This window comes from Streptomyces sp. NBC_01689 (assembly GCF_036250675.1).
Taxonomy (GTDB): Bacteria; Actinomycetota; Actinomycetes; order Streptomycetales; family Streptomycetaceae; genus Streptomyces.
This window is the reverse complement of sequence record NZ_CP109592.1, coordinates 9,020,538-9,047,190: the sequence shown is the minus strand read 5'-3', so window position 1 is coordinate 9,047,190 and position 26,653 is coordinate 9,020,538. Positions and strand designations below refer to the sequence as shown.

Annotated in this window: 14 protein-coding genes; 6 read left to right on the top strand and 8 right to left on the bottom strand. The window is 72.2% G+C overall.

Going from position 1 to position 26,653, the window contains the following annotated elements; all coding sequences use genetic code 11:
- Positions 1 to 219 precede the first annotated feature (219 nt).
- Positions 220 to 1,227, top strand: a complete 1,008-nt coding sequence (locus OG776_RS38725) for a methyltransferase (protein WP_148011215.1) — start codon at positions 220 to 222, stop codon at positions 1,225 to 1,227.
- A gap of 231 nt (positions 1,228 to 1,458) precedes the next feature.
- On the opposite strand, the gene OG776_RS38720 is transcribed toward OG776_RS38725, so the two are convergent.
- Together OG776_RS38720 and OG776_RS38715 are read right to left on the bottom strand one after the other, a co-directional pair.
- On the bottom strand, positions 1,459 to 2,049 hold the full coding sequence (locus OG776_RS38720) for a malonic semialdehyde reductase (protein ID WP_148011216.1): 591 nt from the start codon (positions 2,047 to 2,049) through the stop codon (positions 1,459 to 1,461).
- Between the two features lie 311 nt (positions 2,050 to 2,360).
- Positions 2,361 to 5,219: a helix-turn-helix transcriptional regulator gene (locus tag OG776_RS38715; protein WP_329323413.1), complete on the bottom strand. Its 2,859-nt coding sequence runs from the start codon at positions 5,217 to 5,219 to the stop codon at positions 2,361 to 2,363.
- Positions 5,220 to 5,378: 159 nt separating this feature from the next.
- On the opposite strand from OG776_RS38715, the gene OG776_RS38710 reads away from it, so the two are divergent.
- The gene (locus OG776_RS38710; protein ID WP_261994701.1) at positions 5,379 to 6,893 is read left to right on the top strand and encodes a 4-hydroxyphenylacetate 3-hydroxylase family protein; all 1,515 of its coding nucleotides are present in this window, start codon (positions 5,379 to 5,381) and stop codon (positions 6,891 to 6,893) included.
- Positions 6,894 to 6,912: 19 nt separating this feature from the next.
- On the opposite strand, the gene OG776_RS38705 is transcribed toward OG776_RS38710, so the two are convergent.
- From OG776_RS38705 to OG776_RS38690, 4 genes are all read right to left on the bottom strand, one after another.
- Entirely contained in the window at positions 6,913 to 9,132 is a 2,220-nt protein-coding gene (locus OG776_RS38705; RefSeq protein ID WP_148011219.1) for a helix-turn-helix transcriptional regulator, read from the bottom strand.
- Positions 9,133 to 9,265: 133 nt separating this feature from the next.
- The gene (locus tag OG776_RS38700; protein ID WP_148011220.1) at positions 9,266 to 9,736 is read right to left on the bottom strand and encodes a flavin reductase family protein; all 471 of its coding nucleotides are present in this window, start codon (positions 9,734 to 9,736) and stop codon (positions 9,266 to 9,268) included.
- 346 nt (positions 9,737 to 10,082) lie between these two features.
- Entirely contained in the window at positions 10,083 to 10,952 is an 870-nt protein-coding gene (locus OG776_RS38695; RefSeq protein ID WP_148011221.1) for a dioxygenase family protein, read from the bottom strand.
- Positions 10,945 to 12,078, bottom strand: a complete 1,134-nt coding sequence (locus OG776_RS38690; protein WP_148011222.1) for a maleylacetate reductase — start codon at positions 12,076 to 12,078, stop codon at positions 10,945 to 10,947. The genes OG776_RS38695 and OG776_RS38690 overlap by 8 nt, the downstream gene beginning before the upstream one ends.
- 357 nt (positions 12,079 to 12,435) lie before the next feature.
- Here OG776_RS38690 and OG776_RS38685 point away from each other — a divergent pair, with 357 nt between their 5' ends.
- The 4 genes from OG776_RS38685 to OG776_RS38670 all read left to right on the top strand — a co-directional run bounded on the left by OG776_RS38685 (position 12,436) and on the right by OG776_RS38670 (position 17,331).
- A complete protein-coding gene (locus OG776_RS38685; RefSeq protein ID WP_329323412.1) occupies positions 12,436 to 14,610 on the top strand; it encodes a SpoIIE family protein phosphatase in 2,175 nt (724 codons plus the stop codon).
- Between the two features lie 142 nt (positions 14,611 to 14,752).
- Complete coding sequence (locus OG776_RS38680; RefSeq protein ID WP_148014748.1) at positions 14,753 to 15,439, top strand: TetR/AcrR family transcriptional regulator; 687 nt, start codon at positions 14,753 to 14,755, stop codon at positions 15,437 to 15,439.
- Entirely contained in the window at positions 15,436 to 16,200 is a 765-nt protein-coding gene (locus OG776_RS38675; protein WP_148014747.1) for an SDR family NAD(P)-dependent oxidoreductase, read from the top strand. Before OG776_RS38680 ends, OG776_RS38675 begins: the two co-directional genes overlap by 4 nt.
- A 252-nt stretch (positions 16,201 to 16,452) precedes the next feature.
- Positions 16,453 to 17,331 carry an ABC transporter substrate-binding protein gene (locus OG776_RS38670; protein WP_148014746.1) on the top strand — a complete coding sequence of 293 codons (879 nt, stop codon included), beginning with the start codon at positions 16,453 to 16,455 and terminating at the stop codon, positions 17,329 to 17,331.
- A gap of 705 nt (positions 17,332 to 18,036) precedes the next feature.
- Here OG776_RS38670 and OG776_RS38665 read toward each other — a convergent pair.
- Both OG776_RS38665 and OG776_RS38660 read right to left on the bottom strand, forming a co-directional pair.
- Positions 18,037 to 18,555 carry a hypothetical protein gene (locus OG776_RS38665; RefSeq protein WP_148014745.1) on the bottom strand — a complete coding sequence of 173 codons (519 nt, stop codon included), beginning with the start codon at positions 18,553 to 18,555 and terminating at the stop codon, positions 18,037 to 18,039.
- A gap of 523 nt (positions 18,556 to 19,078) precedes the next feature.
- Positions 19,079 to 26,071 (bottom strand): glycoside hydrolase domain-containing protein, encoded by a 6,993-nt coding sequence (locus OG776_RS38660; protein ID WP_329323410.1) that lies wholly within the window; start codon positions 26,069 to 26,071, stop codon positions 19,079 to 19,081.
- Between the last annotated feature and the right edge of the window lie 582 nt (positions 26,072 to 26,653).

Below are 26,653 nucleotides of genomic sequence, written 5' to 3'. Positions count from 1 at the left end.
CGGTTCCGTGTCTCCACGGGTCCCTCCGGGAGTCGTCGCGCCGTGCGGGCACCGGCCGCGTCGGTCCGGAACGGGGACCGGCCCGGAGCCGGTGCGCGGGGCGGATGCCGCCGGCCGCGGTCGGCGGGGCAGCGGACGTCCTTCGAGCCTCACCGGCAGGGGAACCGGCGTCGTCGAGACTGGTGCGCGCCCGTTCCCCTCCGAAAGGACCCTCCCTCCATGTCCGCTCCCGTCCCGCCGCCCGCCGTCGTGATGTCCCAGCTGCTCGGGGGCTTCCAGGTCTCACAGGCCCTCTACGTCGTCGCGAAACTGGACATCTGCACGATGCTGGACGACGGCCCCCGGACCGTCGCCGAACTGGCGGAGCGCAGCGGCGCGCTGGCGGGCCCGCTCGGCCGCCTGGTCCGCACGCTGACCATGGTCGGGGTGTTCCGCACGGAGGGCGATCTGGTGACGGCCACGCCCCTCGGCGCGCTGTTGTCCCGCGCTCATCCGGCCTCGCTGGCCGCCGTGGCCGAGCTGTGGATGGAGACGCATTACGGGCCGTTCGGCGAGCTGTTGGAGACGGTGCGCACGGGCGTGCCGGGAGCGGACCGGTACTTCGGCAAGCCGATGTTCGCGTGGCTGTCCGAGGATCCCGCGCGGTCGGAACTCATGACCCGCGCGATGGCGAACGTGACCGGTGCACTGCGGGCGGGGATGTTCGACGGGTACGAGCTGCCGCCGGGCCGGGTCGTGGCGGACATCGGCGGCGCGGACGGTTCGGTGCTGGGCCGGCTGATCGGTGACCGGCCGGAGCGGGTCGGCGTGGTGCTCGATCTCCCGGAGGTCGAGCCCGCGGCCACCGCGCGGCTGACCGAACTGGGGCTGGGCGACCGGATCACCTTCACGGCGGGTGACTTCTTCGCGTCGGTTCCGGCGGCCGACGTCTACGTGCTCAGCTTCGTCCTGCACGACTGGGACGACGAGTCCGGCGTCCGCGTGCTGGAGTCGATCCGCGAGGCCGCGCGTCCCGGGGCCCGGCTGCTCGTGCTGGAGGGTGTGGTCCCGCCCGGCGACACACCTCACCTGACGAAGATGGTGGACCTGACCATGCTGGGCATGCTGCCGGGCAGGGAGCGGACCGAGCCGGAGTTCCGCGCGCTGCTGGAGAAGGCCGGGTTCACCCTCGACCGTGTGGTCCCCACGCCGACCGCCTTCTCGATCGTCGAGGCGTCCGTGAACTGACCGTCGCGGAGGGCGTCCGGGGCCGGGAACCGGCGTCCGCATCCGGCGTCCCCGCGTCCTTCCTGCGCCCCCGCGGAGACGCCTTCCGTCTCCGCGGGACCTCTCCGTGTCCGGGGCGTCCGGGGCGCCCAGGGCCGAACGTACCCGGCCGGCCGGGTCGACCGTGCGTGGCCGGCCGGCGCACGGCCGTTCCCCCACGCATCGGGGGCGGTCGCGACGAAGCCCCCCTCGTCAGACCGTGGTGACCACCTGTTCGTACGTCAGACGCGGGGAGCGCGGGAACCAGGCGTTCTCGCCGGGCCGGCCGATGTTCACGACGGCGAGGACGGAGTGCTCGCCGTCACCGAAGAACTCCTTGTCGACGCCCTCGGCGTCGAAACCGGTCATCGGACCGGCGGCCAGACCGGCGGCGCGGACCCCGATGATGAAGTAGCCGACCTGCAGCAGTGCGTTGAGGCGTGCGGACCTCTCGCGGACCGCACGATCGGCGAAGAGGTTCCTTGCCTCCGGGAAGTGCGGGAACTGGCTGGGCAGTTCCTCGTGGAACTCCAGGTCGGCGGCGAGGATCGCGACGAGCGGGGCGGCCAGGGTCTTCTTCCGGTTGCCCTCGGACAGATGCGTGCCCAGGCGGTCGCGCGCCTCGGCGGAACGGACCAGCACGATCCGCAGCGGCTGCTGGTTCATCGACGTGGGGCCGTACTTGACCAGGTCGTGAATGGCCTCGATCTGATCGTCCGTCACCGGCTCGTCGGTGAAGGTGTTGGCGGTGCGTGCCTCCCGGAACAGGAGGTCCTGGGCGGCTGGTTCGAGCGCGAGGGACATGTGAACCTCTTACGGTGGGATGTCTGTGTTTCCCGGTGGTGCCGGACGGCGCGGCGGAGGAACCGGCCGCCCCCGCCCGGCGGGAGCACGGCGGTCGTGGCCGTCTCCACGGACCCCGCCGAAGGGCCCCGAACGACACCGGGGCAGCGCCGGATCGGCCGGCGCCGCGTGGGGGTGACGGTGCCGCTCCGGGAGCCGCGCCGTCGCTGCCAGCATCACGGGTGGTGCCGGGGTCGGGCGTCACCCATTCAAGGGATCCTCGCCGTTCCGTCCCCCGGCCGTCGCACCGTTGGGCCGGGTCGCCGCACCGTTCAGTCGGCCCCGTCGGTGCCGACGGCCCGCTCGATCGCCAGTCGGGTCAGCTCGACCCGGGAGTTGATGCCCAGTTTGGTGAAGATGTGCTTCATGTGCGTGTTGACGGTGTGCACGGACACGTAGAGCTGGTCGGCGATGGCCCGGTTGGTGAGCCCCTCGACGACGAGCGGGATCAGTTTCCGCTCGGATTCGGTGAGACCGTCCAGGCCCTGCGGACCGGACGGGTGGTGGCGGGTGGCCGGGGCGGTCCGCACGCCGAGTCGGCGCAGGCGTCGCCTGATCCGTTCCTGGTCGCGGGCGGCTCCCGAGGCCGTCGCCAGCCGGGCGGCTTCCTCGAAGTACGGGATCCCCGCCGTCCGGTCGGCCGATGCCGCCAGGAGTTCGCCGAGGTCCTCGCAGGCCGCGGCCAGGGCGGGCGGTCTGCCGGTGCTCCGGTAGGCGGTGACGGCGGACGCCAGTGCGGTGGGGTCGCGCCGGAGCAGGCCGTCCACGTGCGCGCGGACCGCACCGACGATCCGCCGGCTCTCGTCCTGCGCGGTCAGGCTGCGCAGCGCGACGGACACGGCCCGGGCGAGCGAGGGGTCCTCGTCACGGAGGGCTATCCGCACGATCGCGGGCCAGTGGGACGGGGGGACCGCGAGCAGCCGCGCCGGCTCATGGCTCGGGAAACTCACCGCGAGTGCCGCCGCCGCGTCGGCGTCCCGGCCCTCCGCGTCCGCCAGCCGGGCGCGCGCGAGGGACACCCAGGGCCCGTACCTCTGCGTCGTGTTCGCGCCGCATCCGGCTCCGGCGGCGCGGAGGTGATCCGCGGCCCTGGTGAGGTCACCGCGTCCGATCTCCACCAGGGCCAGCACGGAGCGGGCCTGCGGGTTCGGCAGCGTGATCTCGAGCTCGCCCGCGACCATCAGGCTGGCCTCGGCCTCCACGGCCGCGTCGTCCAGCGCGCCCTGCTCCAGGAGTGCGCAGGCACGGACGGCGTGCCAGTGGGGCAGTGACCAGCCGAGGCCCATCGCCTCCGCCTCGCGCTGCCCCTCCCGCAGGATCCGTTCGGTGTCCGCGAGCCGGTCGGTGGCGGTCAGTACGGTGGCCAGCCACAGTGCCGGGATCCGCGGAGGCCGGAGGTAGAGCGCGGCGGACCGGGTGGCCGCGCGGCGGGTGGCCTCCTCGGCGAGTTCGAGGGCGCGGGGCAGGCGGCCTCGGTAGAAGGACGTCTGCGACTGGAATACCATGGCGCTGACGACGACGGCCGGGTCATGGCTGTGGTACGAGGCCTCGACCAGCCAGGGACCGGTCTGTTCGGCGGCGGTGACGTCGCCGAGGTACACATGGCCCGTCGCCTTGGTCTTGAGGAGCCGGACGCGCAGGTCGGACGGGAGCGCGGGAAGGTCCAGTGCCTGCCGCAGGTGGGTCATCGCGGCCGCGTCGTCGCCGGCGGCCTGGTGGATCTCGGCGGCCACGAGGCGCAGGTACGCCTCCTGCAGGGGTTCGAGGCCCTCGGGGAGTGTGGCGTCGACCAGGTCGAGCGCCTCGTGGACGCGGCGGGTCCGGCCGAGATACTCGGCGGCATCGGTCAGCAGGGTGATGCGGCGCGGGTCGTGGCGGGGCAGCAGTCCGGCGACCCGCTGGGCCAGGTCGGCCGCGGCGTCGGGAGCCGACGACGACAGTTCCCGTACGGCGGTGGTCAACGTGGTCACGGCCTCGTCGTCGGCGGGGCCGCCCGACATGACCACGTGCCAGGCCACCTCGGCCGACCGTGCTCCGACACCGCGCAGGCTGTCGGCGGCCTCCCGGTGCAGGGCGATCCGTACGGCGGTCGGCAGGTTCTCGTGGACGGCCTGGCGGATGAGGTCGTGGCGGAAGGCGACGCGTGGGCCGTCGGCGGAGAGCAGACCGGAGTTCAGTGCGGCCTCGACGCCCGACAGCAGGCTGCCGACCTGTCTGCCGAGCATCCGGGCGGCCGTGCCGAGGTCGAACTCGCGGCCGAGGACGGACCCGATCTGGAGCAGCCGCACGGCGTCTTCCGGGAGCCGGTCGAGGCGGGCGGCGATGCTGCGCCGGAAACTGACGGGGATGCCGTCGTGCAGAAGGCTCGCCTCGCCCGCCTCCGTCCTGGCGATGTCCGTGTCGGCGAACGCCCGCACCAGTTCGATGGCCAGGAAGGGGTTGCCGGCGACGGCGCGCAGCAGCCGGACCAGGCCGGGCGACGGCGGTGTCCCGAGGACGTCCGCCGCGATGTCCCGCAGCGCCCGCTGCGGCAGGGGGCCCAGGGTCAGCCAGCGGGCCCCTAGGCGTTCGAGGTCGTCGCGGACCCGGGCCACGGTCGGCCGCTCGGTGTCCGACCGTACGGCCAGCACCCACAGGATCCGTGAGGCGGCGAGGCGGCCGGGCAGGGTGCGCAGCACGAAAAGCGTGGCCGGGTCCGCCCATTGGGCGTCGTCCACGAGGACGGCCACCGGGGCGTGCTGAGCCCGGTCCTCCAGCGCGTCCGTGATGCTGTCCAGGAGCCAGAGCCGCTGGTCGTCGGTGGCCGCGGCGGCCCGGTGGGAACCGTCGGAGGACTGCAGGGCGGACTGCAGACCGGCGCCCGCCGCATACTGGTCGAGTTCGTCGGCCCGTACGGACACCACGTCGAACCCGGACCGCCGCGCCGTCCCGTCGAGTTCCGCGAGCAGCCGGCTCTTGCCGACGCCGGGCGCGCCCTCCATGACGACGCAGGCGCCCCGTCCGCCGCGCACGGTCTCCAGGGCCTCACGGACAGCCGTGATCTCGCGGTCCCGCCCCCGCAGGCGCGGACCGCTCGCGCCCTGGTCCCCACGCCCGCCCGGGCGGTCGCCGGCGGCGTCTTGGCTGCTCATGCCGCAAGCATGGCTCACGGCCGGGTCCGCCCTCAACGCCGGTTTCCCGGTGACGGGTCCTTTCACCCGGGTGATTCCCGGCGGCCCGCCGCCGAGTCACCCCGCCCCGTCGCATGCTCCCTGCCATCCGGATCTCTTGCCCCTGGAGAGGAACACGACGTGCGAACAGGCAAGGAATACCTGGCAGCGCTGAACGACGGCCGCAAGGTGTGGGTGGGTGACGAACTCGTCGAGAACGTGGCCACGCACCCCAAGACCCGGGCGTACGCCCAGAGTCTCGCGGCCTTCTACGACCTGCACCACCGCCCCGACCTGCAGGACGTCATGACGTACGTGGACGAGGACGGCGTCCGGCGGTCCATGACGTGGTTCCAGCACCGCTCGAAGGAGGACCTGCGGCGCAAGCGGCGCTACCTGGAGACGGTGCAGCGGGAACTCGGCGGGGGCGCGATCCCGCGCACCCCGGATGTCAACAACTACGTGCTGCTGACCTACATCGACGACCCGGAGCCGTGGAGCAGCCAGTCCGTCGGGACCGGCGGGAGGGACCTCACGGCGGGGATCCTCGACTTCTGGGACGTGGTGCGGGACGGTGACCTCAACGCGACGCCGGCCTTCGTCGACCCGCAGGCGGACCGCTCCCGCGATTCGGCGCAGGCCGAGTCGCCGGCCCTGCGGGTGGTGGGCACCTCGGACGAGGGCATCACCGTGCGAGGCGTGAAGGCGATCAGCACCGGCGCGGCCTTCGGCGACTGGATCCACATCGGGGTCTTCTACCGCCCCGGGATCATCGCGGAACAGATCATCTACGGGGCGGTGAAGCCCGACACCCCCGGAGTCACCATCATCTGCCGGGAGAGCAACGTCCCCGACGGCGACGAGATCGAGCACCCGCTCGCCTCGCAGGGTGACGAGCTGGACAGTGTCATCGTGTTCGAGGACGTGTTCATCCCCTGGAACCGCGTCTTCCACATCGGTAACCCCCAGCACGCGTCGCTCTACCCGCAGCGTGTCTTCGACTGGCTGCACTACCACTCGCTGGTGCGCGCCATGGTGAAGGCGGAGCTGATGCTCGGCCTGGCCCTGCTGATCACCGAGCACATCGGCACGTACCAGCTGCCGCCGGTGCAGGCCCGGGTCGCCCGTTTCGCGGGCTTCCACCAGACGCTCAAGGCGCACACGGTCGGGTGCGAGGACGAAGGGTTCTTCACGCCGGGCGGCATCTTCAAGCCCAACGTCCTGATGTTCGACTTCGGGCGGGCGTACTACATCGAGCAGATCACCGACATGGTCCACGAACTCCTCGACCTGGCCGGCCGCTCCGCGCTCATCTACCCGTCCGAGGGCCAGTGGCAGCAGCCCGAACTGCGGCCTTGGCTGGAGGCGTTGCAGACGGGCCCGGTCGGCAGGCCCTACGACCGGCTGAAGATCAGCCGGGTGATCCGCGACATGTTCCTGTCCGACTGGGGCGGCCGCATCAGCACCTTCGAGAACTTCAACGGCACGCCCCTGCTGGCCATCCGCAGCCTCACCATGAAGCGCGCCGAGATGTCACCGACCGGCAGCATGGCGGACCTGGCGCGCAAGGTCTGCGGCATCGAGAGCGTGAGCGAGGAAGGGGAGACCGCGTACCAGGCCCAGGCGACCTACGCCCGACGCCAGGACGCCTCCTAGCAGGACGCCAGGGCCCGGTTCAGAGCACACCGCTCTCCCGGGCCCTGGCGACCGCGCCGCCCCTGTCGTGCGCGTCGAGCTTGCGGAAGATCGCCCGTACCTGGGTCTTCACGGTGTTGTGGGACACATAGAGCTCCGAGGCGATCTCCCGCAGGGTCAACGGGCCGCACAGGGCGCGGAGCACCCGCCGCTCCCCCACCGACAGATCCTGCGGGCGGGGTTCGCCGGGGGGCACCGCGGTGTCCTCCCCGGTCCGGCCGAGCAGGTCCGTGAGGATCCCGGGCGATTCGCAGTGGGCCGCCTCCCGTTCAGCCGCCTCGCGGGCCTCTTCCGCCGCTCCGCCGTCGCCCCGGGCGCTCTCCAGCCGCGACCGCGTGAAGTGGCACAGGGCGCGTACGTGGGGTTCGCTGCCGGTCCGGGGTGAGGACGCCAGCACGGCTTCCGCGGTCGCCAGGACCTGTTCGGCCTCTTCGGTCCTGCCCTCTTCGAGCAGCAGGCCGGCCCGGCCGAGGTACGCGGGCACGGAGACGAAGTGCCGGTCGAGTCCTGCGGCCGCCACCGCGTCGAGGGCCTCGTCACCGAGCACGCGCGTCAGTTCGTACCGTCCGGCCAGCAGCGCACCCATCGCGCGCAGTCCCAGGGCGCGGACGAGCGCCAGGCCGTGCCCGGCCGCGTGCGCGTCCCGGGTGGCCTCACCGAGCAGCGCCTCCGCCTCCGCGTACCGGCGGCTCCACAACAGCGCGGCGCCGCGGGCCGTGCAGGCCAGGGCGCGCCACGCGGTCAGCGGCAGGGTGCCCGCGACGGCGGCTTCGCCGAGACGGCCGGCGGTCAGCATCTCCCCGGTCAGACAGCAGGCCACGACCTGTGCGACGGCCGTGGCGTCGGACACCGTGCCGCCCTCGCCGACGATCTCGCCTCCCGTCTGCCGGAGCCGGGCCACGTCCAGCCAGCGGCGGGCCGTCTCCGGGGCGCCTCCCGAAAGGGCCGCCATCGCGGCCACGACGCACAGTCGCGCGTCGGCGGTGACCGTTCGGGGCGGCAGGAGGTCCAGCCACCGGGAGACCTGCGCACCGCGCCCCGCCGAGACCGCCCCCTCCCAGCCGTCCAGGACCGACCGGACGGCCGCGGACTCGTCGGCGCCGAGCATCCAGTGCCGTACGGCCGCTGCCGTCTGCCCCTGGCGGGAGTACCACCGGGCCGCCGAACGGTGCAGGGACACGACGGTGCCGGACCCCTCGGACGCGAGCACGTCGGACAGCAGCGCGGACAGTGCCCTGTGGTGCCGGTACGCCGACGGATCGGCGGCGACGGGCACGAGCAGCTGCACGGTCCGCGCGAGTTCGCGCAGCACCACGCCCGCCCGGTCCCCGGCCAGGGCCTGGCAGGGCCCGGCGCTCAGCTGGTCGAGCACACTCGTGCGCAGCAGGAACCGGCGCTGTTCGGCGGTGAGGCGGTCCAGCACCTCGGTGGCGAGATACTCGGTGACCGCCCGTCGGCCGCGGGCCGAACTCCCCTCCGTGTCGGCCCCGTTCGCCGAGCGGGCGACGGCGCGCCCCATGACGCACAGCCCCGCCGCCCATCCCTCGGTGGCCTCGTACAGCTCGGTCGAGACGTCGGGCGTCGGAGGCGAACCGAGCTGACGCGTCAGTACCGCCTCCGCCTCCCCCGGAGTGAACGCCAGGTCGTGCAGGGTGAGTTCGGCGACCAGGCCGCGTGCGCGCAGGGTCGGCAGCGGGCTGCCGGGAACGTGCCGGGTCGACAGCACGACGCGGAGACCCGGGGGCAGCCTGATCAGGAAGTCCGAGAGGCTGCGCACCGCGTCGGCGTCCGTGACGGATTCGAGTCCGTCGAGGATGAGCGTGAGCGGTCCCGCTCCGCCCAGTCCGGTCACCAGGTCCGGCAGGATCTCCTCGAGCCATGTGTCGACCGTCCAGCCGCGCCCGTCCAGACGACCGGGCAGGTCCGGCCGTACCCGCCGCACCGCTCCCAGGACGCAGGACCAGAGCCGGTCCGGGGAGTTGTCGTACGTGTCGAGGCTGAGCCAGGCGCACTGCCCACGGGCCGACGGGCCCTGCGACCACTCGGCGAGGAGCACCGTCTTCCCTGCGCCGGCCGGAGCGCAGAGCACCACCACGGGCTCGGTCGCCGCGTCGAGCGCGCGCAGGAGACGCGGCCGGGACAGGAGGTGCGGGGGCTGGGCCGGAGGACGCAGCTTGAAGGACGCGACGGAGCTGGTCATGGCACCTTCCGTGGGGTCGTCGGGACGGGCGGAGCCCCCGACGGCCCCGGCTCCTCGCGGGAGCCGGCCGTCGGGGGTGGGGGCGGACCGGTCACGGGACGGACGGCGCCCTCGTCCGGTCCGCCGCTCCGGGCTACCGCGGAGACCTGAGCGTGCCGAAGCCGCCCGCGAAGTGGAGCAGCGGCCGGCAGTCCGTCCGGTGCGCCCAGTGACGGACGTCGCCGACGAAGATGGTGTGGTCGCCGCCGGGGAGCGCGTCGGCGACGTCGCACACGACCGCCGCGATGGCGTCCTTCAGGACGGGTACGCCGTGGTCGTCGACGGTCTCGACGCCCGCGAACTTGTCCGCCTTGGACGCGGCGAAGTTCCGTGCCAGGTGCTCGCTGTCCTCACCGAGCACATTGACGGCGAAGCGGCCGTGCGCCGCGATCGCGGTCCGTGTGTACAGGTGGTTGCCGATGCATACGAGCAGTTGGATCGGGTCGAGGGAGAGGGCGGACACGGCACTCGCCGTCATCCCGATCGGTGTGTTCCCGGAGCAGGTGGTGATCACGCTGACTCCGGTGGCGAGCCGGCTCATCGTGGCTCGGAATTCGACTGTCATGTCAAGGGTTTCGGACATCGCAGAACCTCCGTGAAAGTCGGGAAGAGCGTCGGCCCGCGGCACGGGTCACCGGAGGGATCCGTCGCCTCACCCGGTGGGTCGGCGGGCGGGCCGTTCGTGCGCGGAAGGGGTGAAGGAGTGGGGACGGGCCTCCCCTGACGTGCGTGGGCCGGCCGGGAGCACGCCGGGGTGGGCGCTGTTCGCCTCGCTGACCGGGGAGTCGGGGTCCGGCGTAGTGCCGGGGGTTCCCGCGGCCGCCGGCTCGTCGCCGCGGCCGGACCACCGGGTGTCCGGGCCGGCGGGCGGGGCCGCCACGAACCGGTTCGCGTCACGAACCGGTTCGTCCTCAGCGGGCGGGACGGGGTTCGAGGACGAAGGTGTGCCGCAGCAGGGTGTAGGGCACGTCGGTCAGCCCGCGGCACGGCCCGGCGTCGGCCGCGTACGAGTCGTAGGACGCGACCAGTGACTCCTTGACGCCGAACACCGGATCGGTGTCCAGGTAGGGGTCGTCCGACGGGAACAGCATGCTCGTCACGCGCTGGAATCCCGGCGCGTCGATCAGCAGGTGCACATGGGCGGGACGCATGGGGGACCTGCCGGTCGCGCTCAGGAGTTCACCGACCGGGCCGTCACCGGGTATCGGGTAGCTGGCCGGGCGGATGGAACGGAAGGCGAAGTGTCCCTGCTCGTCGGTCCGGAACAGCGCGCGCATGGCCGTGTCCACCTGACCGGGCACGTCCACGTCGTAGTGACCCTCGGCGTCGCTGTGCCAGACGTCCACCGCGGCGTCGTTCACCGGCGCTCCGTCACGGTCGACGACCCGTCCCTCGAAGAACATCGGGGTTCCGGGCAGGCCCGCGGAGATGTCGGCGTCGTCGGCGTGGCGCGGCCTGTCCTCCCGGAAGAAGGGGCCGAGGACGCTGTTCTGCGTGGCTTCGGCGGGGCGCCGGTTGCTCAGGGCGTCGACCAGCATGGTGATGCCCAGGACGTCGGACAGCAGGATGAACTCCTGGCGGGTCGGTGTGCACTTCTGCCCGGTGCGGGTCAGGAAGTCCACTCCCCGGGCCCACTCCTCCTCGGTCGGTTCGACGTCACGGACGAAGTCGTGGAGGTGGCGCACCAGTGAGGTGAGGATCTCCGCGAGTCGGGCGTCCTTGGTGTCCCGCATGGTGGCGGTCACGGCCTCGGTGATGGTGTCGCCGGTCAGATCACGCATGGCGCGCTCCCGTGGTGATGGGGGGTTCGATGACGAAGTCGGTCCGCGGGCGTCCGGCGCCCGGTGGTGTTCTCGGTGCCTCCCCGGCCCAGGCACGGGTCAGGAGGTCGCGGACGGCGGCCCGGTCGACCGGGCGGGGGTTCCAGTAGCCGTCCCGCACGATCAGCTCGGCCGCCTCCTCGATCCCCTGCTCGGGCATGCCGAGGTCCCGGAGTGCCGTCGGGGCACCGAGTCCCCCCGCGAAGCCGAAGAGGCCGCTCGCGACGTCGTCCGCCGGGAGCGCCCGCTCGACGCGTGCCATGGCCTCGGGCGCCGCCGGCCGGTTGTAGGCGACCACGTGCGGCAGGACGACCGTGTGGGTCTCGGCGTGCGGGAGGCCGAACGTGCCGCCCAGCACGTGGCAGACCTTGTGGTGCAGGGCCATGCCCACCGTGCCGAGGCAGGTGCCCGCCAGCCATGCCCCGTACAGCGCGTCGGCACGTGCCTCGGCGTCGTCCGGCCGCCGCGCGATGACCGGAAGGGACCGGACGAGGGAGTCGAGCGCCTCACCGGCCATCAGGAAGGCGACCGGGTCACGGTCTCGTGCGTAGAGGGCCTCGACGGCGTGCGCCATCGCATTGACGCCGCTGACCACCGAACTCGCCGCCGGAAAGGTGAGCGTCAGGTCGATGTCGTAGACCACCGTCCTGACCCGCGCCTCCGGCAGCCGCCGGGTCGTCTTCCTGTTGCCCTCGGTCTCGCCGAGGATGGGGGTCATCTCGGAGCCGGCGTACGTGGTGGGCAGGGCGAGTTGAGGAAGCCCGGTCCGTACGGCGATCGCCTTGCCGAGGCCGATGGCCGATCCGCCGCCGACGGCCAGCACGGAGTCCGCCTCCACGGATCCGGCGTACGCGACCGCCTGTTGCGTGACCTCGACGGGAGTGTGCGGGGCTGCCTCGGCGAAGGTCCCCACGGCCGCCGCGCCCAGCAGGTCGCGCATCTCCGCCGCCTGGTCCGTCTGACCGGGTGTGCACACGACGAGCACCCGGCGGCATCCGAGAAGGTCGGCCTCCTCGGGAACGACGGCGCGCGTACCGCTGCCGAAGACCACCTTGGTCAGCTGTCCCCGATGCACGAATGTCTTCATGAGAATGTCCTCGGTCCTACGGGCCCTGGGTTCATGGGGAGAGCGTCGGCACTCCGCTGACGTGCGTCAACGGGATCCACGAGTGATAGCGGGATTCCGCAGCGGAATACCTTGTTCGCGCAACGTTCACCGACGGATCGGTCCGGGTCCCCCGGGCGATATCACTCATCTGCGTGATGGCGGCGAACGGCCCGTCGGGGGACCGGGGGCTTGGGTGGACCGGGGAGTTGGGTGGACCGGGGGGTGTGGTTGTCGGTCCGGGGATTCGGAGGACGCCGGGTCGGACCGGCGGTGCGGCCCGTCCGGAGCGGCGGGCACGGCGCGCGGGGCCTGCCCGTGCGGACGTAGGCTGCTGCTATGTGCGCCATACGGGAGGACGGTGCCGCACAGCCCTACGGGGCCCGCCCCCCGCCGCCGACCGCGACGGCATGCCGGGCCGAGCTGGACCGGCTGCTGGAACAGGCCGTGCGCGACACGGGTGTGCACGCGGGAGCGGTCTTCCTCACGGCGCCCGACGGACGGTCGCTGCGACTGGAGGTGACCGAGGGCATCCCCGCGGAGTTCCTCACGCCCTGGTTCGGGGTGGCGCTGTCCAGTCACGTCCCGGTGGCCGAAGCGGTGCGTGAGCAGCGGCTCGTCTGGCTCGGCGACCCCCAGGAACTGGCGCGCCGATACCCGCGGACGGCGATCGCCCTGCCCTACCACCACGCGGTGGCCGTGGTACCGCTCCTCACCGGGACCACGGCCTGGGGCGCACTGCTGCTGATCTGGCCCGGCTCCGGTTCCGCCGGTCCCGCCGGCCCGAGCCCCGAACGGGTTCGTGCCGCCGGTCGGCACCTGGCGTGGTTCCTGCGTGACGCCGCCCGCACCGGCCATCCCCTCGGTCCCGGACCGGTGCCACGGACCCTGCCGCAGCCGCCCGCCCGCGCGAGAGCGCCGGCCGAGGCGGTGGCCGCCGCGGAACTCGTCGAACGGCTGCCCGAGGGCAACTGCTCCCTCGATCTCGACGGCAGATTCACCTTCGTCAGCACCACCGCCGCCGCCCTGCTCGGCAGCACCGTCCCCCGTCTGCTCGGGACGCGCCCGTGGCAGTCGTTGCCCTGGTGCGGGGACCCGGCCTTCGAGGACCACTTCCGTGCCGCAGTGGTCAGTCGCGAGCCCGGTTTCCACACCGCCATGCCCGCGCCGGACCGGTGGCTCGCCGTCGAGCTCTACCCCGGCGGATCGGGCGTGAGCGTCCGTGTCTCGCCGACCGATCCGGGCGGAGTCCCCGAGCCCGCGCCCGCCGGAACGCGGACGCCCCCGGGTGAGCCGATCCGCCTGGGCGAGATCCACCAGGTGCTGCACCTCGCCGCCGCGCTCTCCGAGGCCGTCGGGGTCGACGACGTCGTCGACCTGATCACTGAGGAGATGCTGCCCGCCTTCGGGGCCCGGACCGTGGCCCTGCTCGCGGCCGAGGACGGCCGCACGCGCGTCATCGGCTGCCGGGGCTACCACGCCCAGCTCCTGCGGCAGTTCGACGGAGCGCCGCTGACCTCCCCGGCCCCCGCGATCCAGGTCCTCACCACCGGCGTGCCCAGCTTCTTCGCCACCTTCGAGGAGCTCTGCCGCGTCTATCCGGCCGCGCCCCGCCATGACGGCCAGTGCGCCTGGGCCTTCCTGCCACTGATCGCCTCCGGGCGCCCGGTGGGTTCGTGCGTGTTCGCCTTCGACCGCCCCCGCCCCTTCCCGGCCCGCCAGCGGGTCGTCTTCACCGCGCTCGCCGGTCTCATCGCGCAGGCGCTGGAGAGGGCCCACCTGTACGACACCAGCAAGGAGCTCGCGCAGACCCTGCAGGCGGCCCTCCTCCCGGACTCGCTGCCCGACCTCCCCGGGCTGGACGCGGCCGCCCGGTACCTGCCCAGCGTCCGCGGCATGGACATCGGCGGCGACTTCTACGACCTGGTACGGGTGGACGACACCGTCGCGGTGGCGGTCATCGGTGACGTCCAGGGCCACAACGCCACCGCCGCCGCGCTCGTGGGCCGCATCCGCCCCGTCATCCGCTCGCAGGCCCTCGCCGGGGCCACACCGGCACACGCCCTCACCCAGGCCAACCGCCTGCTCGTCGACATGAATCCCGGCCGCTTCGTCAGCTGTCTGTACATCCATCTCGATCTCGCGCGCCACCGGGCCGTCCTGGCCACCGCCGGGCATCCCCCACCGGTCCTGCGCCACCCGGACGGTCACGCCGAAGTCCTCGCGCTCCCGCCCGGCCTGCTGCTCGGCATCGATCCGGAGGCGGACTACCCCTCGACCACGATCTCCTGGGCCCCCGGCACCGTCCTCGCCCTGTACACCGACGGGCTCGTGGAGACCCCCGGAACCGACCTGGACGACGCCATGAGCGGGCTCGCCTCCCAACTCGCGCGGGCCGTCCGGCCCCAGTCCATGGACCGGCTCGCCACGGACCTGATCGACCATGCGCGGCAGACCGCCACCCGGACGGACGACATCGCGCTGCTGCTCCTCGCGCTCACCACCGCCGAGTAGGTCCCGCCCCCGGCTTCCCTCCCGTGCCTGCGCCCCGCCGGTCACCTCACCTCCCGCCCCGCCTCTCCCGTCCCGGCGCCACGTACTGCCACCCGCCGCCCATGTCTTGACAGTGGATGAGCATGAAGCCAGCATGGAAACTATGGAAACTGAATCAGTTTCGCAGTTTTCCACTGAACGTGGGCAACGGGCCGACGCGATCGTGGAGGCCGCCGGCCGGCTGTTCTTCGCGCCGGGCTCCGCCCGGGTGAGCATGGACGATCTCGCCCGCGAGCTCGGGATGAGCAAGAAGACGATCTACCGCCACTTCCCGGACAGGCGCAGCCTGCTGACCGCCGTGCTGGACCGGCAGTTCGGCGCGGTGGAGGCCACGCTGGCCGCCGCCACCGAGGAGACGGAGGGCCGGCCGTTCGGGGTGCGGGTGCAGGGCTTCCTGCTCGCGGCGGGCAGCGAACTCGGACGTATCGGGGCTGCCCAACTCACCTTGGGACGGGGCGATGTGATGCTTCGTCACTATGTGGAGCAGCGCCTGGACGCGGTGGTCTACGGACGGCTCGACGAGCTGTTCCGGGAAGGGCACCGGCAGGGACTGCTGCCGATGCCACCCGAGTTGCTGAGCGAGATCACCCGGGGCGCGGTGGAGCGCCTGCTCACCTCGCGGCTGCCGCACGAGCTCGACCGGACCGCGGCCGATCTGCTGCGCGCGGCCGTCGACACCGTGCTCCACGGGGCGATACGCCCGGCACACCCCGACGACGAAGGACGCGAGGCGGTCACTCCGGCGGCCCGCGACGACGAGCACGACGACGAACAGGAGGTGGGCTCATGACCGGGGCGACCGGCAGGGTGGTACTGGTGACAGGGGCCGGCAGCGGAATCGGGGCGGCCGCCGCGCGGCTGCTGGCCGCACGGGGGATGCGCGTGGTGGTCAACTACCTGAGCAACACCACGGCGGCCGAGGAGGTCGTGGCCGGTATCGAGGCCGCCGGCGGGCAGGCCATGGCCGTGCGGGCCGACGTGCGTGAGGTCGCGGCGATCGACGGCATGGTCGAGCGGGTCCGCGCCGCCTGGGGCGGCGTCGACGTCCTCGTGCACAACGCGCTGATCCCGTTCGCGGTCAAGTCGTTCCAGGACATGACCTGGGACGAACTCGGCGGCAAGCTCGACGGGGAGATGCACGCGGCGTTCGCCCTCACCAAAGCGGTCCTGCCCGGCATGGCCGAACAGGGCTGGGGGCGCATCGTCTACATCAGTACCGGGCTCAGCCGCAGGCCGCGGGAGAACATGATCGCCCTGGGCACGGCCAAGGCCGCGCTGGAGCAGTTCGGCCGGTACGTCGCCCAGGAGCTGGGCCCGCAGGGCATCACGGTCAACATCGTCTCGGCGGGCCCGGTGGAGGACACCCGCATGGCCCGTATGACGGACGTGTTCGACGACGCGCACAAGCAGCGGCAGATCTCCGCCACTCCCCTGGGCCGCCTGGCCCATCCGGACGACGTCGCCCGGGCGATCGCCTTCTACGCCGACGAGGACAACTCCTTCATGACCGGCACCACGGCCGCCGTCAACGGCGGCATGGCCATGTACTGACACCCGACCGCGCCCCTTGCCACACCCGGCCGCGGTCCGCACCGTTCGGGCGGGACCCTGGCGCGCGAGAACCTGAGGTCCGGGTCCGGCACCCACCGGCGGGCATCCGACACCCGCCGCCCTTCACGCGCAACTCGCCGTCCCCCTTTCGGCATTCGGCATTCGGCATTCGGCATTCGGCATTCGGCATTCGGCCGCACGCTTCCAGCACACCGTCCCCCAGCGCCGCGACACCTTCCAGGAAAGGCCTTCATGCACACGATCGATCTCGCCTACGTCGGGCGGGGCCTGCACGAGGAACTGGCCGCCTACATCGCCGACCAGGAGGACTTCTACGCGGACGAGGGTGTGCACGTCGCCCTGCGCGACGGCTGCACCTGGGACGAGGAGCGGCTGCGCCGCGGCGCCACCATCGGCCTCGGCCGGGCACTGCTGTCCCGCCTGACCGACGGCACCCCCTGGGTCGCCCTCAACGTCAACACCACCCGCCCGCTGTTCTGGTTCCTCGCCCGTCCGGGGCTCACCTCCCTGGCCGACCTGGCCGGGCGACGGCTCGCGGTGCACGCCCCGCACACGGCACCCGGCTGCTTCACCAGGATCGTGCTGCGCCGGGCCGGCCTCGACCCGGACCGCGACATGGACACCGTGGTCCGCGCGCCCGGGGACTACGGCATGGACCTGCGTCTGCTGCGGGAGGGCAAGCTCGACGCGGCCCTGGTCGGCAGCACCATGGCGCCGGAGGCCGTGGCCGCCGAACACGGCTGGCGGGTACTGGGCTGGGTCGGCGACCACTTCCGGATCCCCACCGTGGGCCTGGCGGTCGACCCTACCTACACCGACCCGGACGACCCTGCCGTCCACGCCGTCCTGCGGGCCCATCGCCGCGCCCTCCAGGTGATCCACAACGACCCCGACACCACCGTGCGGCACATGCGGACGTTTCTGGGCGGTCAGACCAGTGAGGAGGTCCGGGCGCACTACGACGCGTTCATCGCACCGCACTTCACCACCGACGGCCAGGCAGACCTCGCCGTCGGTGAGGCCGCGATCACGGCGGTCGCCGCCGAACTCGGCGTACCGGCCTCCGTCACGGCGGCCGAGTTCTACCGCACCTCGCCCACCACTCCGTAGCACCTGCCCGACAGGGCACACGGGGCGTGGCAAAGACACTCGCCCGCCCCGCGTCCGGCGCCCGGTGTCACACTCCCCCGACGGTCTTCCGTCCGAAGACGCCGGACCTGGAGTCGGCCGGGGAGGGGAAGGCCCGACCGGCCTTCCCCTCCCCGGCTTTGACGTGCGCGCCCGTTCGCGCCGCCGGTGGCCCGCACGTCGACAGGTGAGGCCGTGGCCTACTTCACACCATGGAAAGCACACCGAATCACACGTTCCGTGACGTACGGTTTCAACCGTCGACACCCGTGCAGATCCGGTACCGGCTGGCGGCGGACGGCGAGGCGCTGGTGGCGGCCCTGATGCCGCTCGCACGGTGGAGCAGTGACCGCGCCGGGTCCCGGGGATGAGGTGCGAGCCGTCGGTGAGTCCCGCCCTGGGATCGTCCGCGGCCGTCGCGCGCCCGGCTGCCGGGCTGTCGCGCGTCGGGCTGCCGCGCGCCGGCACCCGGTACCGTTCCTGATCCGACGAAGTGTGTCGCGGACCTCGAACACCACCGCACACTTCGTCGCACACTGCTTCTCCGTCCGACGGTCTCCGCATCACACCGTGAGAGATCGCCGTACCCGCGCGGCGTCCCACCGACCCGACCGCGGAGGCTCTCGGGGTGTCACCCCACGGTGCCGGTGATCGGCACTGGGCCGCCGTGAGCCCGGGGAGACACCGTCAGTCCCGGCCGACCGGCGGAGCCTGGTAGCGGCCCCGGCCCACCCGATGGGCACGGGAGGTGGCGACCAGACGATCGAGGGTGCTGCGCACCGCGTTGATGCTGCCCGCGCTCTCGTCACGGCCGAGCGCCTCGGCGATGTCGCGCGCCCGCAGCACGGCGTCCGGATCGCGCGTGAGAATCGCGATCACCTGCTCCGTGAAGCGGCGGCCCTGCAGCTCGGGCGGGGTCGAACCCGCCTTCGTGGCGGGCGCGTCGGCCGTCGTGCGGCCGCCTCGACCCCCGGCGGGAGGCCGGGGCGACTCGGGCTCGCCGTCCGCGGGCCGGGACACGGCCTGCAGTGCGGCCAGTGCTCCGCGCAGGGATTCGATGTGGCCCGACACCACCGCCAACTGCGCCTGGAGCGACTTCTGCTGGGCGTACAGGTCCGCCTGCTGCTCTTCCAGCTGGCCGAGTTCGGACTTCAGCAACGCCGTCGCCGTCTCGATGCCGTTCGCCGCCGAGGCCGCCGCTGACATGTGTGCTCCCTGATCCTCATACCGAACGAGCCGTGCGGGCCGTGTCACCACCGCCGTCGGAGCCGGCGCGGAGCAGGCCACGGGGCTCTCCCCACGCCTCTGAGCATACGGTGATCCGTTCCGTACCGTGACACGTGTGACTCCCGCGGGAGCGCACCCGGCCGCTGTCGAGGCGGCCACCCGGTCCCCGCGGCCGGCGGGAACCCCGTCCCGCCGGACCCGCTCGGTGGGTCCCCGCCGCGCCGCCGCGCGGTGTGAAGAGCCCGTGCCACGACTTTCGGAAGCGGTGTCACCGGGCGATCACACGGAAGGACCCGGCCTGCGTCCGCAACCCGCCACCGGCGGTCGGAGCAGCCCGCTACCAGGGACCGCGACCGCCCGGGCGTCGAAGGCCGCCGGCACGACAACGGCCCCTCGGGACGAACCGTTGTGGTTCGTCCCGAGGGGCCGGCCGTTCACGGCTGTGAGTTCCGGGGGCTCGGCGGCATGCTGCCGAGCCCCCGGCTCACGGCTCGTCAGACGGTCACATCGTGCCTCTCACCCCACGGGCCGCCAAGGGCCGCGCCCAGTCCGCGGACGGCGACCAGAGTCCCGGGCCGCCGGCTGAGCCGGCCCCCGCCCCTCCCGGACCCCACGGGCCGGAGAGGGACCACAGGGTGGATTCCCCGGCGTCGCGGTAGCCGGCGGTGCCGCCCGCCGCGACCGGCCGGTCGTCCCGGTCCGTGGGCTGGAAGCCGACCGTGTAGGTCCGGGTCACCGAACCGCTGGCCGAGGTCACCTTGATGGTGCGGGTGGTGAACCCGTGCCCGGTCGAGGAGAGGACCGAACTGCCGTCGGTGACCTTCACCCGCGCACCGGACTGCACCGGTACGGCGGAGACGGCCGGGATCCTGGCGTTCTTCGGCCAGTCGACGACATAGGTGGACACGTTCGGGTCGAACCCGGGGATCGCGACACCTCCGACCGTGATCGCCTTCGCGTCGGCGACACTGGCCTTGGTGGCGTCCGAGAAGTTCTTCACCGTGACCGACCCGTCGGCGTTGACGACCACCTTCGCCGCCATCGCCGCCGCGAGGTTGATCCGCTGCCAGCTCGCGCCGCCGTCGGCGGTGAGGTCGAGCGGGTACCCGGAGTCCGTCGCGGTCTGCTCCAGGATCTGGGTGCGCTGCTCGGTGGTGAGGTCCGGGAAGGCGGTGATCAGCAGGGCCGCCGCGTCGGACGGCGTCTTGAGCGCCTGCCCCGCTTTGCCCACCTGGGAGAACCCGTAGGTCAGACGCCGCGTGTACAGGTCGACGTCCTGCGCGTCGCTCAGACCGGCGTACGAGTCGCCCCCACAGGCCGCGAGGGTGTCTCCGTATCCCTTCTCCTGGCACTGCGCGAGCAGCACGTTCTCCATCTCGGTGTGGGCCTGCTGCAGCAGCTTCGCGAAGTCGGGGTCCGCCCACCGGTGCGCCACGGTGGCCTGGCCGGAGATCCGGCCGCCCATGACGTCCAGCGGGTAGTGGAACCCGAGGACGATGCGGTTGTCCCCGTACTCCGAAGTGCGCGCGAGGATGGACGGCGCCAGCTCCGGCAGGAGCGTGGCGAGGATCGTGCCGGCCTCGTAGCCGCCGTAGGTGTGGCCGCTCGGGTAGGAGCCGCTGGTGGCGAGACTGCCGTACGAACCGTCCTGCGACTCGTAGACGGACCCGCCGTCGCCGACGAATCCGAGCCGTACGTAAGGACGCAGGTACCCGTAGTGGTTCTTGGCCGCGTCGACCTTGTCGAGGTTCTGCGTGACGCGGGAGAACAGGGCGTTCGTCTTGGGCAGTTGACCGCCCTTCAGCGCGTCGCTGTAGATCTGGCCGAGCCGCGACCCGAGCCCGTCCGCCATCGTGACGGTGGAGCTGTTCGTCGCGTCGACCTCGGCCCGGTCCACCTCCTTCTGCGTCGCGGCGTTGTTGATCCGGACGGCGATCCGGTCGTTCTCGGCGGTCAGCGGGGTGCCCTGGGCCACCTTGCTGTTGGCGCCGATGATGCCGGAGCCAAGGTCGCCGACGCCGTTCAGCAGGCCGTAGAAGTAGTCGGTCCCGTCACCGGTTCCCGGCCACTTGTCCGACGTGTAGGCCGCGTTGAGCGTCTCGTCCGGGAAGGGGGACGACACGTACGCCGGGTCGGCGGCGTCCGCCGTGCCGGTCGCCGCGGAGTCCTCCGCCGGGGTGCTGGAGACGGAGTCGTCCGAGGTCCCGGCCAGGGTGATCGCGGTGACGGTGGCCGTGTGCGCCTTCGCCCCGCCCGCGGTCGTGAGCAGCGCGGTGTCCGCCGTGGCGGCGACGTGCGCGGTGGTTCCGTCGCCCAGGGCCACGGTGTAGCCGATGACCGGGAATCCGCCGTCGCCGGCGGGCCGCCAGGTCACCCGGACCTGCTTGCCGTCGGTGATCACGCCGGTGACGGCCGGCTTCTGCGGCTTGCCGCCACCGGTCACCACCGGCGCGGTGGCCGGGCTGGGACTCGAGGTGCCGACCCCGTTCACCGCACGGACCCGGGCCGTGTAGGACTTGCCGGCCCGCAGCCAGGTGAAGGTCGTGCTCCGGCTGTCCGGATCCCGGATCTCGGCCTGGTGGCCGTCGTCCAGGGTGACCTTGTAGCCGGTGACCGGTGAGCCGCCGGTGTCCCCGGGCGCGGCCCAGGAGACGGTCACGCTCGTGCCGGACGACGTCGCCGACACCGCCCCGGGCGAGGCGGGCACCGACCTGGGCTTCGTGGCGAGCCCGGCCATGGCGCGCTGGAGCGCGTCGTACCGTGCCGTCAGGGTCGCGTCCGTGGTGGTGTCGCTCGCGAGCGCGGTCCTCGCGTCGGTGAGCGCCTTGGTGAACGCCTTCCACGAGGTGTCCGTGTAGCGGGTGTCCTGGAGGGCCGACGCGGTGGTGACCAGGTCCTCCAGGCGCAGCCTCGGCACCGGTATGAGCTGCTTGGCGGCGAGGGTCAGGCTGCGGGTCCGGGTGTCGGCCTCGAGCTGGGTCGCGCCGTCGGCGTCGACGAGGGTGCGGGCGGCGGCGAGTTCGCGCCGGTACACACCGAAGTCGACGGTGTCGTAGCGTGCTTCGTCGGCGGAGAGCCCCTCGTACTGCTCGATCGCCTTGCGCAGGGCGGACTTGTCGGTGACGGCGGGCGTCTCGACGTGGTTGAAGGTGATCCGGCCCAGGTTCGCGACGTACGGGTGCGAGGAGTCCGGGGTCGTCGCCAGCCGCAGATGGACGGTGTGCGTGCCGGTGATCGCCTTGGGCAGGGTCAGGCTCGTCGTCCCTCCGGACGACCACGCCGATCCGGTGACCGGCAGCGGGACGGTCGCGTACGGCGTGCCGGGGTTGGCCGTGTCGAAGGAGTCCAGATAGAGGTCGACCGCGGAACCGGTGCCGCAGCGGGCGGAGTTGTTGACGTAGGTGATCGTGACGGTGCTCTTCGGCGAGGCACCGAAGTCGATGTCCCCGTAGGTGAGCCAGGCTCCGTTGTAGGTGCCGCCGAGGTCGGTGGTGGAACCCGAACCGGTCCAGCCGACCGGTTCGCTCTTGAGCCCGCCGCCGCTGTTCGCGCGCCACGCCGTGGCGTCGAAACCGACGGGCGCGTCGGTCTCCTGCGTCAGGGCCAGCGAGTAGACGTTGCCCACGTAGGGCTGGGACGAGGTCTGCGTGCTGGAGACGAAGTCGGCGTACACGTCCTGGACGCCGGTGAAGACGCTCGGATCGAGGTGGACGCTCGTGGTCGCGATGGTTCCCCAGCCCGAACCGCTGTAGTCGAGCGGCACGGACACGGTCTTCGGGCCGTCCTTCGAACCGAGGTGCAGTTCGATGTGCGAGTCCGAGGCCGCGCGCGACTGGGGCTTGTCATAGCGGACGGTGAGGGTGTCGGCGCCGTCCCGGAGGTCGGTGTCCTTCCACTCGGCCCACGCGCCGTTCGTCACGTTCTCGAAGATGCCGTTCGAGAGGTTGAGCGGAGCCGAACCGCCCCCGGTCGTCGTGCTGTTGACCGCGGTGAGGGTGGCGAGCGTCGTCGTCGGGGACGTGGAGACCTCGTACGGCGAGAACTGGTACCAGTCGAAGTTCGACACCCACTGCTGGCCGGCCGGCGCGTGGAACACGAAGGTCGCGCTCGACGCGTTCAGCAGCGCGTCCGGGTCGGTGACGGCGGCCTGCACCGTGCTGTAGTACTGCCAGCCGCCGGTTCCCGGGAGCTGGACGGTGGCGACGACGGGCCCGTCGGCGGCACCGGCGTGGATGTCGACGCTGCTCGGCTTCGCGTTGGTCGCCTGCGAGTTGGCGTAGCGGACCGAGAGGGTCCTGGGGGCGACCCCGCCGAAGTCGAGCTTGGTGTACCGCTCCCAGGCGCCTTCGGTGACGCCACCGAGGTTGCCGTCCGAGTTGTTCCGCTCGCTGACGAGGCTGGGACCCTCCTTCTGGTCGGGGGACTCGGCCTGCAGGACGGCGTAGCCGCCCTCGTCGATGGTGAGCGTGTCGATGGCGGAGTGCAGGGCGTCACCGGCGGCCATGATCGTGCCCGTCGCGGAGGTGGTGTCCGCGAGAACGGTCCGCGCGCGTTCGAGCGCCGACCTGAACAGGCTCCAGGAACCGTCGGAGTAGTTGCCGCTGCGGACCAGGGACGCCTGGTCGACCAGGGTGCGGAGCGCCTTGCGGTGCACCTCGGCGGCGGAGATGGTCAGCGGGTCGGTCGGGGACGTCCCGGTACCGTGGACCGTCGAGGCCCGCACGCCGTGGGCGAAGGCCTCGTCGGCGAAGGTGATGCCGAAGTGCGCGTCGGCCTGTGCGCTGCCGGTGAGTGACAGGGTCGCCGTGCGCGAGCCGGTGACCCGGAGGTCGGCCGTGACACCGCCCGGGAGGCCGGTCACGGTCGCCGCTCCGGTCCTGGTCAGGCTGGTCCCGTTGCGGGCGGCGAACGACGCGGGTCCGGACAGGGTGAGCTTCACGCTGCCGTCGACCTTGCCGTCCGCGCCGGTGTCGACGGTGTCCGGGCGGGCGGAGAGGACGGTGTCGCCCTTGCCCGTTCCCGCGCCGTCGTCACCCGTGTCGCCGCCGTCGGTGTTCAGCGAGTACGCGGGCTGCGAGTGGGTGCCCCACTGCGAGGGCTTGGAACCCATGGTGAAGTCCAGGGTTCCGCCGGAGATGATCTGGGAGTAGTCGAGCCACGTGTTGTCGAACCGCTTGCCGTCGAGGGTCGCGTTCTGCACGTAGTAGTTGCCCGGCGAGACGCCGTCGGCCTTCACCGTGAACTTGGAGCCGTTGGCGTAGGTGATCGTGGTCGCGTCGAAGAACGGGCTGCCGATCTGGAACTGGCTGGAGCCGGCGGTCACCGGGAACAGGCCCAGGGCGGCGCCGACGAACATGGTCGACATGGTGCCGGCGTCGTTGTCCATGGTCGGCAGGAAGCCGTTCGGGGACAGCTTGTACACCTGGGTCTTGACCGGCGGGGTGAACTGGCCGCCGGAGCTGGGCGCTTCGTTCGTGGAGCCCGTCGCGATGTAGCGGTTCCAGGTCGTGCCGGTGTAGATGGACCGCACCCACTTCTGGGTCAGGCTCGGCTCACCGACGTAGTTGAAGAGGTACGGGGCCTGCAGGTCGATCTCGTTGGCGTTGGAGTGCAGCATGGTCGAGCCGTCGTCGACGGCGGAGTCCTCGCCGAACATGTGCTTGACCGCGGCCTTGCCGGCCTTGTCGCCGCCCATGGCCTTGATGAGGCCGCCCATGTCGTAGGCGTCGTACCAGTGGTACTGCCACAGCGTGCCCTGGTAGAGGCCGGCCGCCTCGAACTTCTCGTAGTCGGCGCTCTGCCAGTCGCCGCCCGTGGCGCGCGGGGTGAGCAGGCCGACCTTGGTGCCGTCGGACGAGGTCCACGCGTCGGACTTCACGAGGTTGTCGATCGCCATGGTCGACTGGGCGCGCAGCTTCTTCGCGTCCGCGTCCTTGCCGAGGGCGTCGGCGATGACGGACAGCGCCCACTGGTCGTAGCCGCGCTGGACGGTCGTACCGGGATCACCGCTGACGTACCCCTGCCGCAGCTGGGCGCCGGTGTAGTACCCGGAGTACAACAGCAGCGCCGGGTACGCCTCGTCGAGCCGGTCGAAGTTCTTGAAGCCCTTCGACAGCGCGTCGGCGACCAGGACCGCCGAGCGCTCCCAGCGCACGGTCGGAACCGAGTGGGTGAGGCTGCCGAGGCTCTTGCCGGAGGCGCGCTGGTCGGCGAAGAGCTCGATCAGCGACTGGATCATGTCCCGGTAGGTGGCCGGGTCGATGTACGCCTCGACGGAGTACTTGCGGAAGTCGTCCCAGGTGGACCAACCGTCGTAGTACGTGAAGCCGTTCGCCTTGTGCACCGCTCCGTCCGCGCCGCGGTACGTTCCGCTGGTGCTGGTGGCGTTCACCGGCAGCGCGTACATGCGGTAGAGGTGCGTGTAGAACTCCTTGGTGAGCGTCGACCCGGGGTCGGACTTCGCCGAGGAGCGCACGTCGACCGCGCCGAGCGCGCTGTTCCAGGCCGCCTTCGTCCGGTCGCGGGCCTGGTCGAAGGTGAGCCCCCCGACCTCGTTCTTCTGGTCGGTCGCCGCCTGTTCGGCGCTGATGGGCGACAGGGTGACGCGCAGTTCGACGTCGTTCCCGGCGGAAGGGTCGAACCCGAGGACGGCGCCGGTGTCGGAGCCGTCCTGGGCGGTCGCGTCCGTCAGCTTGCCGTCGTTGCCCCAGCTCTTCAGTGAGGTCACCGGGACGTTCGTGGTGGCGTTGTAGTACAGCTGGTACGAGGCGCCGTTGAACGATCCCGCGATGAGCCCGGAGATCGAGGTCGTCCCGTCGGCGAGCTTCGTCGCCTTCATCGTCGAACGGGTCCGGCTGGTGAAGTTGTTGGCCAGGTCGAGGACGAGTTCGGGGTTCGACCCGGCGGGGAAGCTGTACCGCTCGAGCGCCGTGCGCGTCGTCGCGGTCATCTCGGCCTTGACGGTGCCGGGGTCCTGGGTCACCGACGAGGCGGTTCCGGAGACTGATCCGAGCCCCACCTGGTAGGAACCGGGCGTCGCGCTCTCGTCGTCGTGGCGGTACGTGTGGGCGTACGTGCTGGGGGCGGGGCGCTTGTCGTACCGCACGGAGGTCGGCACGACGAGCAGGTCACCGCCGCCGCCCGAGCCGCCGACGCCGTCGAGGTTGGTCGCGGTGAAGCCCGCGATGTGGTCCTCGTTGTAGTCGTACCCGGTGTGGTTGCGGTCCGGAGTCGTCAGCGGGTTGACCTTCGCGAGGCCGTGGGGCGCCTGCGCGCCCGGCAGGTCGTTGCCGTCGTCACCCGCGGTCGACACGAAGGGGTCGACCAGCTTCGTGTAGTCGGTGCCACCGGACGTCCCCGCGGACTTGGTGGGGGCGGGCAGGGCCGCGGCAGCGCCGCCGCCCGCCAGCGCGGCGGCGCCGAGTGCCCCGGTGACCAGTACGGCGACCGCCGCACGCAGTGTCCGGCGACGCCCGCCGGGTCTCTCGACAGCCACGCCACGCAAGGGTGGATGGGATCTGATGAACACGTAACCTCTCCAGCGTCGTTGTACGCACGCCCGGTTCACTCACCAGAAGACAACGTTGTCAGCCCGGTACACCGGGCGCGCAACCCAGGTTGAGACGGAAGTGGACACACAGGATTGCATCCGCGGGCCGGATTGCACCCGCCGCGTTCACAACCACCGGTCATCAGACACGGAAAAGGCGTACGACAGGCGAACAGTACTCATACAGCTCGCGCGTTCCGGACACCCTGCGGGCGACGCCGGGGGGGCGGCGTGTGTGGAGTTGCGGGGGTGAGGAGTTGTCAGGGGGCGTGTCCCCCACTTCCTGTCGGCCGGTCCGGTTTCACGAAGTGGAGACCGCGGCACGGGACCGTTCAGGCCCGGGAGCACCGTGCGGCGCCCGGCAGGACACGGCCCGCGGGCTCGGCGGGACCGGTCGCGCGACCGCCGGATCGACGGCGCCCCCGCCCGGGGCCCGAGGCCCTCCCGCGGCTCGCGCCCCCGCGCGCCGAACCACAGCGGCCGCACATCCCGGAGACCCCATGCCCACCCGCACAGTCGACGATCTCC